Origin of the sequence: Corallococcus sp. Z5C101001 (assembly GCF_007352635.1) — a bacterium.
Taxonomy (GTDB): Bacteria; Myxococcota; Myxococcia; order Myxococcales; family Myxococcaceae; genus Corallococcus; species Corallococcus silvisoli.
This window is the reverse complement of sequence record NZ_VKLU01000008.1, coordinates 576,439-591,929: the sequence shown is the minus strand read 5'-3', so window position 1 is coordinate 591,929 and position 15,491 is coordinate 576,439. Positions and strand designations below refer to the sequence as shown.

The 15,491-nt window shown below is 71.4% G+C and carries 9 protein-coding genes; 8 read left to right on the top strand and 1 reads right to left on the bottom strand.

What is annotated here, in order from left to right:
* Positions 1–45: 45 nt before the first annotated feature.
* Positions 46–3,093 (bottom strand): helicase-related protein, encoded by a 3,048-nt coding sequence (locus FOF48_RS20320; protein WP_143904109.1) that lies wholly within the window; start codon positions 3,091–3,093, stop codon positions 46–48.
* 368 nt (positions 3,094–3,461) lie between these two features.
* Between FOF48_RS20320 and FOF48_RS20315 the strand changes: the two genes are divergently transcribed.
* The 8 genes from FOF48_RS20315 (at position 3,462) to FOF48_RS20280 (ending at position 15,367) form a co-directional block, all read left to right on the top strand.
* A complete protein-coding gene (locus FOF48_RS20315) occupies positions 3,462–5,312 on the top strand; it encodes an ATP-binding protein (RefSeq protein ID WP_143904107.1) in 1,851 nt (616 codons plus the stop codon).
* Positions 5,313–5,582: 270 nt separating this feature from the next.
* On the top strand, positions 5,583–7,451 hold the full coding sequence (locus FOF48_RS20310; RefSeq protein WP_143904105.1) for a cytochrome C: 1,869 nt from the start codon (positions 5,583–5,585) through the stop codon (positions 7,449–7,451).
* Positions 7,452–7,479: 28 nt separating this feature from the next.
* Complete coding sequence (locus FOF48_RS20305) at positions 7,480–8,643, top strand: FIST signal transduction protein (RefSeq protein ID WP_143904103.1); 1,164 nt, start codon at positions 7,480–7,482, stop codon at positions 8,641–8,643.
* Between the two features lie 6 nt (positions 8,644–8,649).
* A complete protein-coding gene (locus FOF48_RS20300; RefSeq protein WP_143904101.1) occupies positions 8,650–11,616 on the top strand; it encodes a response regulator in 2,967 nt (988 codons plus the stop codon).
* Complete coding sequence (locus FOF48_RS20295) at positions 11,609–12,028, top strand: response regulator (RefSeq protein WP_143904099.1); 420 nt, start codon at positions 11,609–11,611, stop codon at positions 12,026–12,028. The genes FOF48_RS20300 and FOF48_RS20295 overlap by 8 nt, the downstream gene beginning before the upstream one ends.
* Positions 12,029–12,240: 212 nt before the next feature.
* Positions 12,241–13,182 carry a tryptophan 2,3-dioxygenase family protein gene (locus FOF48_RS20290; RefSeq protein ID WP_143904097.1) on the top strand — a complete coding sequence of 314 codons (942 nt, stop codon included), beginning with the start codon at positions 12,241–12,243 and terminating at the stop codon, positions 13,180–13,182.
* Positions 13,179–14,324, top strand: a complete 1,146-nt coding sequence (locus FOF48_RS20285) for an aminotransferase class V-fold PLP-dependent enzyme (protein ID WP_143904095.1) — start codon at positions 13,179–13,181, stop codon at positions 14,322–14,324. The genes FOF48_RS20290 and FOF48_RS20285 overlap by 4 nt, the downstream gene beginning before the upstream one ends.
* Entirely contained in the window at positions 14,321–15,367 is a 1,047-nt protein-coding gene (locus FOF48_RS20280) for a methyltransferase (RefSeq protein WP_143904093.1), read from the top strand. The genes FOF48_RS20285 and FOF48_RS20280 overlap by 4 nt, the downstream gene beginning before the upstream one ends.
* Positions 15,368–15,491: the final 124 nt, after the last annotated feature.

Sequence of the window (15,491 nt, the reverse complement as noted above, 5' to 3'; positions counted from 1 at the left end):
GAAGCCCCGTCAGGACCGATTCCATTGTGACTCAATGGTTTGGCTTCAGCGGTTGAGGGTGAAGCCGCAGGCCGCGTCCAAAACCACCGTGGCCCCCGCGAGCGCCTGGAGCAGCCGTGCCGAGTGATGGCGCTCCGCGTCAACCTGGGCCTCCACCGCCTCCGGAGGCAGCCCCTGGTGGGCGAGGGAGAGGCGCAGGCGGGCGGCGGCGGCATCGCGTTCAGCCTCCAGGGCGGCCTGGGCCTTCTTCGCGCGCCGCTGGAGCTCCGCCTGGGCGGCGGCCTGGGCCACGGGGAGCGCGGCGTCCACGAAGGCGCCGAAGCCGGGGAAGGCCTGGTGGACCTCGTCGCCCTTGAGGGCCTTGCCGTCCGCCTCCAGCGCGGGGAGGACGGAGTCGTCCGCCACGGGGCCCTGGGGGCCGTCCACCACGGCGACGGGCAGCAGGGTGCGCTCCAGGAAGCGCGCCAGCTGGCGGCTGGGCACGCGCGCGCCGGGCGAGGTGTCCTCGGGCTCCGGCAGCTGGATGTGGAAGAGCAGCTCCAGGCCGCGCGCGGGCTTCTTCAGCCCGCGCTTCTCGATGAGGCGGAAGCCGCTGCGGCCGTAGGGGCCGTCCTTGAGGAAGCCGAACAGCGCCTCCACCAGCGGGTGGCCGGTGGCGAAGTACTCCAGCTCCTCCGCCTCCACGGCGGTGTCGCGCCAGAAGGTGCCCAGCACCGTGCGGTCCTGCATCACGTCGATGCCGGGCAGGCCCTCCACGTTGAGCGCGTGGCCGAACTGGAAGGCCACCTGGAAGGCCTCCACCTGCTCGTCGGTGTCCACGCCAATGCCCACGCGGCGCGCCAGCTCCGTGACGGTCTCCTCCAGGCGCTCGTCCAGGTCGCGGGCCACGCTCCACAGCCCGTCCTCCAGGGGCGGGGCCTCCTCGTCCGAGTCCTCGTCGGGGGGCTCCTCGCCCATGCGCTCCTGCGCGCGCGCCACCAGCCGCGCGACCGCGGGCTTGTCGAAGCTGCGCACGTCCAGGAGCGGATCATACGCGCGCTGCACCTGTTCGCGCGCCGCCTCCACGCGGGCCTTCAGCTGGGCCGCGTATTCGACGCGCGCCTCGCGGGGCAGCAGGGCCAGCTCCGCGATGCGGTCCTCCACCTCCTCCAGCACCGCGTCCAGGCCGCCCACCGTCTCACCGAAGACGCCGACGGCGTCCGCCAGCAGCATCAGCACGTCCGCCGCGAGCGTGCCCGCGGGGTCGAACACGTGGATCTCCACCGGGTGCGTCTGACCGATGCGGTCCAGGCGGCCGATGCGCTGCTCCACCGTGGAGGGACTCCAGGGCAGGTCGTAGTGGACCAGGTGGTGCGCGAACTGGAAGTTGCGGCCCTCGCCGCCCACCTCCGTGCACAGCAGCACCCGGGGGCCCTCGGGGTCCCGGAAGCGCGCCACCTGCCGGTCGCGCTCCACGAGCGGCAGGTCGCCGTGGTAGCCCAGCGCCTCCACGCCCTCGCGCGACAGCTCCGACTGGAGCGACTCCAGCGTGTCGCGGCTCTCCGTGAACACGAGCACCTTCGCGCGCGGCTCCGCCTTCCAGATGCCGCGCAGCACGTCCACGAACACGAGCAGCTTCGCGTCGCGGCCGGTCAGCTTGAGGTCCGCGCCCTTCAGCGCCGGGTTCGCCTTCACCGCGCCCGCGAACGCCGCGGGGCTGGACTCCAGGCGCCGGAGCACGTTGGCCAGCGGCGCGCCGCGCAGCGTGCCCTGCGCCAGCGTGGCGAGCGCCGCATCGCGCGCCTTCAGCTCCTCCGGCGTGAGCTGGACCGGGTGCCGGTGGAGCCGGCGCGTGGAGAAGCCGCCCACCACCGCGCGCCGGTTGCGCACCAGCCGGTCCGACAGGCTGTACGTCTCCGCCAGGTGCGCGAGCAGCGCCTCCTTCTCCTTCAGCGTCTGGAGGCGCGCGTCCTCCGGGAAGCGGCTGGCGAGCGCGGCCACGGCCGCCTTCGCGTCCTTGCCCTCCCTCAGCGCGCGCACCGCGGCGGACAGCTCCTCCTGGCGCTGCAGCCGCGCCTCGAAGCCCTTCACCGTGGGCGCGGTGGCCGCGTCGATGAGGGTGAGCAGGCCGTGGTACTCCGCCGGGTCCAGCTGCATGGGCGTGGCGGTGAGCAGCAGCAGGCCCCAGGAGTTCGCGGCCAGCCCCTTCGCGGCGGCGAAGGCCTTCTCGCCCTTGAGGTGGTGCGCCTCGTCGATGATGACCAGGTCCCAGAAGGCGTCCTCGGCCGCCACCTCCTCGCGGTGCTCGCGGGTGCGGCTGAGCAGCTCCAGGCTCGTCACCACCAGCGGGAAGCGCGCCCACGGAGACACGTCCGGCGCCTCCTTGAGCGACTGCTCGTAGCGGTCCGAGTCCATCAGCGTGAAGAGCTGGTTGAACTTGTGGAACAGCTCCACCAGCCACTGCACGGTGAGGTGGCTGGGCGCCACGACCAGGCACCTGCGCGCCAGCCCCACCAGCCGCAGCGCGCTGAACACCATGCCCGCTTCAATCGTCTTGCCCAACCCCACTTCATCCGCCAGCACGAAGCGCGGCCGGCGCGCGGACAGCACCCGCTGCACCACGCCCACCTGGTGCGGCTTCACCATCACCCGGCTGGCCAGGAGCGCCCCCAGCGCGTCACCCCGCCGCTCGTCGTCCAGCACCAGCGCCTGCTTGCGCAGCATGAACGCCTTCGCGTCCCCCACCCGCCCGTCGCGCAGCGTGGACAGCAGGTCGGAGCGCGGCGCCAGCGCGCGCACCTCGGACTCCGGCAGCTCGTCCTCCTCGCCCGAGTCCTCGTACCGCACCACGTACCGCCGCAGCCCGCGCGCACCCGGCTCCTCGCCCAGGATGGTCGCCTTGCGCCCCTTCGGCGTCTGGATGGGCTCGCCCTTGGGCAGCTGACAGGGCACCAGCGCGCCGCCTCGGGTGGACACCAGCACCGGCGCGTCCTCGCGGGACGGGAAGGCGATGAGCGCCTTCGCCCCCTGCTCCTGGAGCGACACCAGATGTCCCACACCCCATTCGGGCTGCGGGAGGTAGCGGACCTTCAGACCTTCGACGAGAGACGCCATATGCGAGTGCAACACCCAGGTGCGAAGAGGGGCGCGCTCCATAACGTCCCGGCGCCCGGAAGGCCATTTCACGGGCAGCCGGAGCGCCTGCCCCCTCCTCCCCCACCCTCCCTCCAACCCCTTGATTCCAGGCCCCAACCCCCCGGAATCCAGGGGGCCTCCGTCCACCCGCGGACGGCCCCGTCACCTCTCCGGGCCGGCGGACTTCCCACCCTCCTGGGTAGGAACCATCATTTCGTGACTTTCAGGTAAAAACCGGGTAATTGGATACCCTGCCCGACAGTGCGATGTCGCTCACCCCACCCTTTCGGTGATGTTGAGGATCCTTCTGCACAGAAGCGCTCGGTGCCGTCGGGGGGGAGTGCCACATGTTGCGTCGTTGGACCTTCGCTCAGCGGGTCGGGGCGGGTCTGTCCGTATGCCTGCTGGCCGGACTCATCCTGCTCGCCACCCTGGTGTCCGCGGCCCGAACGATGGCGGTGGATGGCCGGCCGTGGCCGCATCAGGCGTCGGACCTGCTGGCGGGGCTGCTGGGCCTGGGCGCGCTGGCCGCGCTGGGCATGGTGCTGCGCAACGCGCTGGGGCCCATGCACGCGGAGCGGCTGCAGAGTGAACAGCGGTTGCACCTGTTCATGGATGGCGTGAGTGACTACGCGCTGTGCTTCCTGGAGCCGGACGGCACGGTGTCCTGCTGGAGCACCGGCGCGGAGCGGCTCACGGGCTGGGAGTCCTCGGACATCGTGGGCCAGGGCGTGGAGTGCCTGCACGTGCCGGACGCGGTGCTGCACGGCCTGCCGGCGTCCTACCGCGAGCGGGCCGCGCGCGAGCGGCGCCTGCAGTCCGAGGGCTGGCGGATGCGCAAGGACGGCTCGCGCTTCTGGGCGGAGACGCTGCTCACCGCGCTGTACACGGAGAGCGGCACGCTGCAGGGCTTCGCGGAGGTGACGCGCGACATCACCGAGCGCAAGCGGACCGAGCGCATGCAGGCGCTGCTCGCGGAGGCCGGCCGCGTCCTGCAGCCCCAGGCGGGCGCGGAGGCCCTGGGCGCCGCGCTCACCCGCCTGTGCGTGCCGGAGGTGGCGGACGCGTGCGTGCTCTACCTCCCGGACGAGCACGGGCTGGTGCGCCCCGGCGCGGTGGCGTGCGCGGACGCGGCCACCCAGACGCGGCTGTGGGAGCCGCTGCTGCGCAGGCCGTCGTCGGACGAGCCCGGCCCCGCGCGCGTCGTCCACACCGGCCGCGCGGAGCGCTTCGCGGAGGTGGATCCCGACCGGCTGCCGCCCTCCGTGAGCGACAGCACCTACGCGGAGCTGTGGCGCGCGCTGGGCGTGCGCTCCGCGCTGAGCGTGCCGCTCGTCGTGGACAACCGCGTGCTGGGCGCGCTGTGCCTGCTGTCCACCCGGCCGCACCGCCACTACGGCGCGGTGGACCAGGCCTTCCTGGAGGAGCTGTCCGCGCGGGCCGCGCTGGCGCTGGACAACGCCCGCCTGATGGCGGCGACCCAGAACGCGCTGGAGCTCATCGGCGTGGCGGCGCACGACCTGGGCACCCCGCTGAGCTCGCTGCAGCTGCGCCTGCGCCGCCTGCGCCTGCAGTGCGCGCCTCCCCACGGCGACGACGCCCGCCTGCGCGAGGGCCTGCTCCTGGCCGAGGACGAGACCAAGCGCCTGGGGCGCCTGGTGCACAACCTGCTGGACCTGTCGCGCCTGTCCGGCGGCCGGATGGCGCTGGAGACCCAGCCCATGGACCTGGCGGAGCTGGCGCACGAAGTGGTGGCCCGCCACGAGGACCAGGCCGCCGCCGCCGGCTGTCCCCTCACCGTCCACGCCCGGGGCGAGGCGCGCGGCCGGTGGGACCGCCAGCGCCTGGACCGCGTCCTCACCAACCTGGTCAGCAACGCCCTCAAGTTCGGCGGGGGCAAGCCCGTGGAGGTCCGGGTGGAGCAGGACGCCCACCGCGCCCGGCTCATCGTGCGCGACCACGGCACCGGCATCCCCCCGGAGGCCCAGCAGCGGCTCTTCACCCGCTTCGAGCGAGTCACCACCGACACCCGCACCCCCGGCTTCGGCCTGGGCCTCTACATCGTCCGTCAGCTCGTGGAGGCCCACGGCGGCGCCATCCGCGTCCACAGCCGCCAGGACGAAGGCGCCGAGTTCACGGTAGAACTCCCGTTCACCCCGGAATCCGGGGTCGCTGTCGCATCCTCGATTCGTGCATGACCCTCCCGGGTGGGTTGCGCTCTACACCGCCTTCCCATTCAGTCGCCAACAGTCCGAATTCTCCTCTGAGTAGAATTATTCTCAGAAGTTGAATCGCTCTGTTGATTATGGATATTCTCCGTACGGCTAGAAATGCTCACTCCCGGTAAAAACCGGCATTGAGCGCGGCCCCTCCCGCCACCGTCCCCCCGACGCAAGGGCACCTGGGTCCACTGGCCGCGACGCTGCTCCGGCAAGCGTCCGCAAATACGCGTTCGGAGGAGTCCCCTCATGGTTGGAGCTGACACGATTCGGGAGCGGTGTACTCGCACTTCCCCCCGCCTGGGTTCGGCGGGCCGCGCGAGCCTGCTGGCGGCGCTGACCAGCCTGACGCTGGCGTGTGGCGGCCCGGACGCCCCGGAGATGCAGAGCGCCTCCGCGCTGGACGCCGAGGCCGCGTTCGCGACGCAGGGCCAGGCGCTGTCGGACGACGACGCGCGCAAGGGCACCAGCGGTTCCAGCGCGGCCGTGGGCCTGGCGCTGGAGGTGGACAACGGCCTGGGCATCCCGCTGAAGGTGAAGGCCGGGCAGACCTTCTACGTGAACCAGATTGACCTGCGCGCCTCCCTCTTCGCCACGAAGGACGAGGGCGTGGACGGCCTGAAGCGCAACAGCGACTTCGTGGCGCTGGGGTGGTCGGGTGTGCGTCAGGCGGACCAGGAGTTCGTGGGCCTGTCGAATGCGGACGGCACCTTCACCCGCCGCCGGTTCTACCGCGACGCGGCCTGGATGAAGGTGACCAGCCTCTTCACCGTGGAGCCGGTGGACGCCCGGGGCGTGCTGACGGGCCCGCCGGTGCTGCTGAACATCGGCAGCGACGAGACGCGCCGCACGGAGCGCGACGACTTCTTCATCCGCCGCCTGCGCGCCATCCAGTGGACGCGCGACTGCCGCTCGCTCACGGACTGCAAGGGCGCGAAGGCCTACGAGGAAGAGGCGCTGGTGGAGGTGCGCAACGCGTACGACCACGCGAAGAAGCAGACCCTCACCTTCACCTCCCAGACGCGCGGCCTGCGCCTGCGCTGGAGCCTGCGCCCCTTCTCGCCGTACTACATCCCCGTCACGCAGGTCTCCAAGCCGGAGTTCGACTACGGCTTCGCCATCGACATCAAGCCGCTGACCGCGGCGCGCAAGGACGGCACCTACGCCCCTGGGTCCAACGTCACCTTCCAGATGACGCTGAAGGACGGCAAGGGCAAGCGGCTGCACCCGGCGGGCAGCCTTCCAACCTACAATGAAGTCGCACCTCCGGGCGCTCCCGGCAATCCGGCGGGAATCCAGTACTATCAGGCCTTCTTCGACCCGACGACGACCTACTACCGCCGCAAGCACCGGGAACGGATGATGATGACGCAGCTCATCGGGCCGGCGCAGGACATCCAGCCCATCCGGAGCATCGTCGACCTGGAGGCCTTCCTGGATGACTCGCAGGACGTGCAGACCATCGCCACCCAGGCGCGCGACGGCGTCTACGCGCAGTTCATGACCTTCCCGCCGGCCAACAAGCTCTTCGGCGGCGCCTTCTTCCCCAACGACGGCCGCTGGGACGCGCCCGTGAGCGACACGTGGACGTACCGCATCCCCGCGGACGCGAAGTCCGGCACCTACCTGGTGACCGCCAAGGCCCGCCGCGTCTACCTGGGCGAGGACGAGCCCGCGTCGCGCACCATCGAAATCCAGGTGGGGACGAAGACGCACACGGAGGCCACGCTGACCACCGGCCCCTGCAACAGCTGCCACAGCAAGGGCGGCGAGCTGGGCGAGGTCCTCCATGCGAACGACAACCGCGCCGCGTGCTCGTCGTGCCATGCTCCGCTGGGCTTCGAACTGGAAGGCCCCATCTTCGTGCGCACGCACTTCATCCACTCGCGCTCCAACCGCTTCGACGCGCCCCTGCAGAAGTGCTCCTCGTGCCACCTGAAGCCGGACACGACGCAGCGCACCAGCAAGGCCGCGTGCCTGTCGTGCCACAAGAGCTACCCGGCCAGCCACGTGGCATCCTTCGGCCCCATCGAAAGCATGTATGTGGGTGGCGGCCGGGAATCGTTCCAGCAGTGCACCGGCAGTTGCCACAAGACACACCCCGGCAGCGGCTTCTAGCCGCCGCCGGTTCGCACGGAGGTCCCCCATGGCACACGTGAAGATGCAGACGGCTCGCTCCACCCTCACGGACCCCGTCGCCGCCGCGGAGGACCTCCTGCGCCAGCTTCACGGCCCCGCGCCGAAGCTGGTGACGCTGTTCGCGTCGCGCCAGCGCGACCAGCGCGCGCTCAACCGCGCGGTGCGCGAGCGGCTGCCCAAGGAGACCCGGCTCGTCGGCGCCACCACCGCCGGCGAGCTGGACAACAACGGCATCCACGAGAACAGCGTGGTGCTGGGCGCGCTGTCCGGCGACTTCGAGGTGGGCCTGGGCCTGGGTTCGGGCCTCACCGGGGACGCCATCGCCGCGGGCGCGCAGGCCATCCGCCGCGCCTGCGAGGAGCTGGGCGTGCGCCAGCAGGACCTGGACGCGCGCCGGTACGTGGGCCTCGTGATTGACGACGGCTTCCGTTACAAGAAGGAAGAGCTGCTGCTGGGCATCCTGGAGAAGAACCAGACGCTGGTGCTGGTGGGCGGCGGCGCCAACGACTCGGAGACGGACCCCGCGCGCCAGTCCGCGCTCATCCACGTGGACGGGGAGGTGGCCGGCGACGGCGTGCTGGTGGCCCTCTTCAAGACGAACGCGCCCTGGGCCGCGCTGCGCTCCCACTGGTACGTGCCCACCGGCGAGCGGCTCACCATCACCAAGGTGGATGAGACGCACACGCGCGCCCTGGAGATCGACGGACTGCCCGCGGCCCGGCGCTACGCGGACATCCTGGGGGTGGACAACATCGCCGACCTGGAGTTCGGCCGGCCCGGCGGCTTCGCGTCGCGCCCCACCGCGCTCAAGGTGGGCCGCGAGTACTTCATCCGCGCCGCGTGGCGCCCCCTGGAGGACGGCTCCATCCTCTTCGCCAACCTCCTGGAGGAGGGCAGCGAGCTGGACCTGATGAAGGCCGGGGACCTGGCGGGCATGACCCGCGACTTCTTCACGGAAGAGCTGCCCCGGCGGGTGCAGAACCCCCAGGCGGCCCTCCTGTTCCACTGCAGCGGACGCATGTGGTACGCCGGAGCCACCGGCACGGTCCCGAAGCTGTCCGAGGCCATGAAGCTCGCGCCGGCCGCCGCTGGGATGAACGTGCACTTCGAGATCTACTCGGGGTTCCACATCAACACCACGCTGACCGTGCTCGCGTTCGGTTCCAACTAAGAGACCATGGCCCCTCACCCGTTCGACGTGGCCCTCGCGGAAGCACCCCTCGGTTACACCCTGTCCCTGCTGCTGGTGGGCAGCGAGCGCGAGACGCGCGCCATGCGCGACGCGCTGGAGCGGGAGGACATCCTCTCCATGCTCACGCTGGAGCCCGCATGTACGCGCGAGGCCCTGGAGCAGGCGATGGAGCGCCCCTGGGCCCTGGTGCTGGCGGGCGCGGAGGTGCCCGGCATGACCTGGGAGGACATCCAGGCGGCGTGGGTGAAGCGCGGCAAGGAGCTGGCCTTCGTGGTGAGCGCGCCCACGTGGAGCGTGGACACGCTGGCCTCCGCCATGCGCGCCGGCGCGCGCGACTACGTCACCGAGGACCGCTACGGCCACCTGCCCTTCGTGGTGGCGCGCGAGCTGCGCCTGCACGCCGAGCGCGCCCAGCACCAGGTGACGGGCGTGGAGCTCAAGCGCACCAACTACCTGCTCAGCAACATCATCGACGCGCTGCCCTTCGTGCTGTTCGTGAAGGAGGCGGAGACGCGCCGGCTGGTGGTGGTGAACAAGACGTTCGCGGACGCCTTCAAGGTCACCAAGGAGTGGTTGCTGGGGAAGCTGGACCACGACTACTTCCCGGCGGAGCAGGCGGAGTCGTTCATCGCCATCGACACGGAAATCCTCGAAACGCGCAAGATGAAGACGTTCGAGGAGGTCGCCCGCGCGGACGGCCAGGACCGCATCTTCGCCACGCGCAAGATTCCCCTGGTGGATGACCAGGGCGTCGCGCGCTTCGTGATGGGCGTCACGGACGACATCACCGAGCGCAAGCAGAACGAGGCGATGCTGCGCGCCTCCAAGGAGGAGCTGGAGGCCGCCAACAAGCAGCTGGCCGCCAGCCTGGAGGAGATCAAGAAGACGCGCGCGGTGTCCGCCCGGTCGCTGGCGAGCTACCAGCAGCGCGCGCTCCAGATGGAGATCATCCGCCAGCAGAACGAGGACCTGGACCGGCTGGCGCAGGAGCTCTCCGTCGCCAAGCGCAACGAAGAGGAGCGCGCCCGCGAGGCCGAGGGCGCCGTGCGCCTCAAGAGCGAGTTCCTGGCGAACTTCAGCCATGAGATCCGCACCCCGCTCAACGGCATCATCGGCTACTGCGACCTCCTGATGCGCGAGGAGGGCAACCGCCTGACGCCGCACGGCCGGCGCGACCTCAACGTGGTGAAGACGAACGCCAAGACGCTGCTGGCGCTCATCAACGACATCCTGGACCTGTCGAAGATCGAAGCGGGCCGCGTGGAGGTCGTCACCGAACCGGTGGACGTGCAGGAGCTGGCCGACGAGTGCATGGCCACGGTGAAGGAGTACCTCAAGGGCAAGGACGTGGCCCTCACGGTGCAGGTGGACGACGACGCGAAGGAGATCCGCACCGACGCGCTCAAGCTGCGGCAGATCATGCTCAACCTGCTGAGCAACGCGGCCAAGTTCACCGACACGGGCGAGGTGGCCCTGACGGTGGTGCCCGCGGGCTCGGGGGAGTTGCTGATGACGGTGGAGGACACCGGCGTGGGCATCCCGTCGGATCAGCTCCCCTTCATCTTCGAGAAGTTCCGCCAGGTGGACGGCTCCACCACGCGCAAGGTGGGCGGCACGGGGCTGGGGCTCGCCATCGTGCGCGAGCTGACCCGCGTGCTGGGCGGCACCGTGGACGTGAAGAGCACGCTGGGGCGCGGCTCCACCTTCACCGTGCGGCTGCCGGACGTGCTGGCGCGCACGGTGGGCGCGGACAGCCCGCACGCCACCGAGCGCCTGGTGCCGGTGCACGACGTGGCCCAGCGGCTCGCGCCCATGGCGCGGCCGGGCAGCACGGTGCTGGTGGTGGACGACGACGTGCTCATCCAGCAGCTCGTCACCGGGCAGCTGGAGCCCGCGGGCTTCAAGGTGGTGACGGCGGATGACGGCATCGCCGCGCTGAAGCTGGCGCGGGAGCTGAAGCCCCAGGCCATCCTCCTGGACATCCACCTGCCCCGCATGGACGGCTGGTCCGTGCTGAGCCAGCTGAAGAGCGAACCCACGCTCGCGGGCATCCCGGTCATCCTCGTGTCGGTGGAGGAGCAGCGCGCGCGCGGCTTCAGCCTGGGCGCGTGCGAGTACCTGGTGAAGCCGGTGGAGCCGGAGCGGCTGGTGGAGGTGGTGCAGAAGAGCCTGGCCTCCGCGGGCGCCACGGCCGCCACGGGCGACGTGCTGGTGGTGGACGACGACGCGGCCACGCGCGAGCTGGTCAGCCGCAACCTGCGCCGCGCGGGCTTCTCCACCAACGAGGCGCGCAACGGCGAGGACGCGCTGCTCAAGGCGCGCGTGTCGCCGCCGTCGCTGGTGGTGCTGGACCTGATGATGCCGAACCTGGACGGCTTCGAGGTCCTGCGCCGCCTGCGCGCGGAGAAGCTGTCCGTGCCGGTGGTGGTGCTCACCGGCAAGACGCTCTCCTCGGAGGAGGAGGCGCTCCTGCGCGACGGCTTCGCCGGCTTCGTGCGCAAGGGCGGCCACGCGCTGGAGGACGTCATCGCGCAGGCCAAGGGGCTGCTGATGTCCCAGCGGGCCGCCTCCGCCGGGAAGCTGCCCCGCGTGCTGTACGTGGAAGACAGTGAGCAGAACCGCGACATCGTCCGCCGCTACCTGGGCGGACTGTATGACCTCATCGAGGCGGAGGACGGCGAACAGGGCCTGGAGCGCGCCCGCAACGACACGCCGGACCTCATCCTCATGGACCTGTCCCTGCCGAGACTCGACGGCTGGGAAGTCACCCGCAGGCTCCGGGCGTTTCCGGATGGGCAGAACGTGCCCGTCATCGCTGTTACGGCGCACGCGGGTCGCGAATACCAGGACAAGGCCCAGGCGGCCGGCTGCACGGCCTACCTGACCAAACCCCTGGACCGCGAGCAGCTCATCGAGACGATTCGCCAGTACCTAGGGAGAAGCCATGGCTGAAGCAAAACCGCGCGTCCTGGTGGTGGACGACGATCCGGACCTGCTCGACCTCGTGCAGCGCTCGCTGAGCGCGTACGGGTTCGATGTGCAGACCCACACGTCCGCCCTGGGCGTGTCCAACATCGTGCGCGCCTCCGAGCCGGACTTCGTGCTCATTGACGTGAACTTCCCCGCCCTCAAGGGGGACAAGGTCGTGGGCCTGGCGCGCCAGTACGCCCCCCCCGGCACCCGCTTCATCCTCTACTCCGCCTCCGACGAGGCCAAGCTGCGCTCGCTGGCCATCGCCTCCGGCGCGGACGGCTACATCTCCAAGAGCGTCCAGGGCGCCGACCTGGCCCAGAAGCTCAACGCCATGCGTCTGAAGCCCAGGCCGGCGTCGCCGAACCGCAATCCCTCACCTGTTGAGAGCTGACCCGCCTCCGGGGTACGCCCGACCCCTCGGGCTACCCCGTCCTCTGGGACGAGTGGAATCTCAAGAATCGATAACCCGCAAGCCCGGTATGACTTGAAGTTCACAAAAAGGCCTGTAAGGTAGTCGCTTCTAGAGTTTTACGCGCTCACTGTTCTCCCCGGACTGGGGCGCGCACCACCCACCACGAATGCCTGCGTCCCCCCGGAGGCACCTTGCACACGTCGACTGATTACAGCCATGCGGAAAAGCTGAAGCAGGAACTGACTCAGCCCCTGTTCAACCCGATGCTGAAGAAGTGGGTCGGCAAGGGAGAGCTGGACTACGAGCGGTACCTGCACACCGGCACGCTGCTGGCGCTTCAGTCGCCCGAGGACGAGCGCGTCTCGCACGACGAGCTGATGTTCCAGATCGTCCACCAGTCGCAGGAGCTGTACCTGAAGCTGGCGTCCCGCGAGATGGTGGAGGTGGTGGCGGAGATGGACCGCGACGCGCTGTGGGCCGTGGTGGCGCGGCTGGCGCGGGTGCAGAAGATCCTCCAGTGCATCAGCGCGGAGATGGCCATCCTGGAGACGATGACCCCGTCTGACTACCAGGTCATCCGCCGCAGCCTGGGCAACGGCAGCGGCCAGGAGTCGCCGGGCTACAACACGCTCCGGCACGCGGCGGACGGGCTGGAGTCCGCGATGGAGCGCATGCTGGAGCGCCGGGGCGTCACGCTGCTGGAGGTCTATTCGGCTGGGGGGCCGGCGGACCTGAGGCACGTGTGCGAGCAGCTGGTGACGGTGGACGAGGGCTTCCAGGGGTGGCTGTACGCGCACTTCCAGCTGGTGCGCCGGACGATTGGCGTGGACCGCTCCGTGAAGGCGCTGGACGGCCTGCCTTCGCAGGTGCTGGCGGCCCGGATGAACCTGCCGCTGTTCCGCGCGCTGTGGGACGTGCGCGTGGAGCTGACCGCGGGCTGGAAGCGCGAGGGGGGCTACGCGCCGGGCGCGCACCGCCCGAGCACGGACGCGCATGAGCCCCGCGTCGGCGGCGGCTGCCCGATGCACGCGATGCACTCCTCCCACGCGGCGCACGTGCCGCACCCGCACCCGGCGCCGCATGCGCACGCGTCGGCGTTCGCGCACGCCCAGGAGCTGCGGAGCCAGTCGTGACGGTGGCGGTGCTCCCGGGAGCGCTGCGCGCGGAGTACCCGCTGCTCCAGAGCTGCACGTACCTCAACAGCAACTCCACCGGGGCGCTGCCCCGGGCGGCGGAGCAGGTGCTGGCGGACTACTGGCGCACGATGCGCGCGTGGCGCGATGACACCTGGGACGCGTGGCTGTCCCAGATGCAGGCGTACGCGGACGGCGTGGCGGGCCTCATCGGCGCGCCCGCGGGCTGCGTGGCGCTGGACACGAACCTGAGCGCGCACCTGTCGCGGCTGGGCACGTGCCTGGACTTCTCCGGAGAGCGCCGCCGCGTCGTGGTCACCGACCTGGAGTTCCCCACGGTGCCCTTCATCTGGAAGGGCTTCGCGCGCTACGGGGCGGAGCTGGTGGTGGTGCCTTCGAAGGACGGCCGCGTGGACGAGGCCGCGCTGGAGGCGGCCATCGACGCGCGCACGCGGCTGGTCTGCGTGTCGCACGGGGCCTTCGCCACCGGCGCGCTGCTGGACGTCGCGCGCGTGGCGAGGGCGGCGCACGCGGCCGGGGCGCTCATCGCCACGGACGCGTACCAGACGGTGGGCGCCGTGCCGGTGGACGTGCGCGCGCTGGACGTGGACTTCCTGCTGGGCGGCGCGCACAAGTGGCTGGGCGGCTCGGAGACCGCCTTCATGTACGTGCGCCCGGAGCTGCTGCCCACGCTGCGGCCCGCGGCCACCGGGTGGCTGGCCGGCGCGTCGCCGCTGGGCTTCCAGCAGACGTCGGACTACGCGCCGGACGCGCGGCGGATGATGGGCGGCACGCCCGCGCCGCTGATGGTGCTGCTGTCGCGGCCGGGGCTGGAGCTGCTCAAGGGCGTGGGCATGGGCGCGGTGCGCGAGCACTCGCTGCAGCTCACGGACCGGCTGATGGCGCGCGCGGACGAGGCCGGGCTGCACGTGGTGACCCCGCGCGAGCCGCACCGGCGCGGCGGCGTGGTGGCGCTGCGCTTCCCCGGCGACGCCCAGGTGACGCAGCGGCTGGTGGCGCGCGGCTTCATCTGCAGCCACCGGGGCTTCCTGCGCGCGGCGCCGCACTTCTACAACACGCTGGAGGAAGTGGACGCCTTCATGGACGCGCTCCTCCACGAGCAGCGCAAGGAGGCCGCATGAGCGCGGCGCCCCTCCCCTCCCCTCGCGAGGCCCCTTCGCCCCGCGCCCTGCTGCACCTGTTGTTCAACGGCGCGCGCGCGCTGGACGTGGTGGAGTCCGCGCTGGGGCTGGGCCTGCTGGACGCGCTGGAGCCCGGCCCGGTGACGCTGGGGGAGCTGGCCACGCGGCACGGCCTGCTGCCCAAGCGGCTCTACAAGTTCCTGGACTGCCTGGAGAGCCTGGGGCTGGTGCAGCGCGAGCAGACCTCCGACGCGCTGGAGGCCGCGCGCTACCGCGGCGTGCCGGGGCTGCGCGCGGCGGCGGAGGCCGTGCTGGGCGCGCGCTCGCTGGAGCGCGACCGGGAGAAGTACGACTGGAAGGCCCTCCACGGCCGGCTGCCGGAGGTGCTGCGCGGAGAGCACGCGATGTCCGCCGCGTCCTTCGACTGGCCTCCGCGCACGCCCGAGCAGGTGGAGGGCTTCGAGGCCAGCATGGCCGCGGGCCTGGGCCCCATCCTGGAGACGTTCCGCGCGCACGCGGGCACGCTGTGGCCTTCCGGGGCCCGGCTGCTGGACGTGGGCGGCGGGGACGGGACGCTCGCCGAGCACCTGCTGCGCCAGCACCCGGCGCTGGCCGTGGACGTCTACAACCTGCCGGCCACGGAGCCGCTGGTCGCGCGCACTCGCGAGCGCGCCGGCCTGCCCGCCCAGCGGCTGGGCTTCGTGGGCGGCGACTTCCTGCGCGAACCGCTGCCCCGGGACTACGACGCGCTGTCGTTCGTGCGCGTGCTGCACGACTGGCCCGCGGAGGTGGCGCGGACGCTGATGCAGGCCGCCTTCGCCGCGCTGCCCTCCGGCGGCCGCGTGCTCATCTGCGAGGAGTTCCGCACCCCGGAGCGGCTGGCGGCGCAGTTCTTCTGGTCGTACTTCCTCATCGGCGTGGACACGTGCGTGAGCCGGCTGCGCGAGGTGGAGTTCTACCTGGAGGGGCTCACCGCCGCGGGCTTCGCGAACGCGCACGTGCTGCCCGGCCCCTTCGAGCTGGTGGTGGCCACGAAGCCCTGAAGCGCCGCGCGCCGGACACAACCCCCACCCTCCGGGGAGGGGGTGCCCCCCCGGGACGTCCTGCGCGCCGACCGGCGCCGTGTCGTACGCTGGACAGGCCGCAGCTTCCGCCAGGTCTCGGCGG

Bases quoted from the DNA above. Each gene is read 5' to 3' on its own strand.
- FOF48_RS20295 (WP_143904099.1), top strand. From the start codon at position 11,609: ATGGCTGAAGCAAAACCGCGCGTCCTGGTGGTGGACGACGATCCGGAC.
- FOF48_RS20310 (WP_143904105.1), top strand. From the start codon at position 5,583: ATGGTTGGAGCTGACACGATTCGGGAGCGGTGTACTCGCACTTCCCCC.
- FOF48_RS20320 (WP_143904109.1), bottom strand. From the start codon at position 3,093: ATGGCGTCTCTCGTCGAAGGTCTGAAGGTCCGCTACCTCCCGCAGCCC.
- FOF48_RS20305 (WP_143904103.1), top strand. From the start codon at position 7,480: ATGGCACACGTGAAGATGCAGACGGCTCGCTCCACCCTCACGGACCCC.
- FOF48_RS20280 (WP_143904093.1), top strand. From the start codon at position 14,321: ATGAGCGCGGCGCCCCTCCCCTCCCCTCGCGAGGCCCCTTCGCCCCGC.
- FOF48_RS20315 (WP_143904107.1), top strand. From the start codon at position 3,462: ATGTTGCGTCGTTGGACCTTCGCTCAGCGGGTCGGGGCGGGTCTGTCC.
- FOF48_RS20300 (WP_143904101.1), top strand. From the start codon at position 8,650: ATGGCCCCTCACCCGTTCGACGTGGCCCTCGCGGAAGCACCCCTCGGT.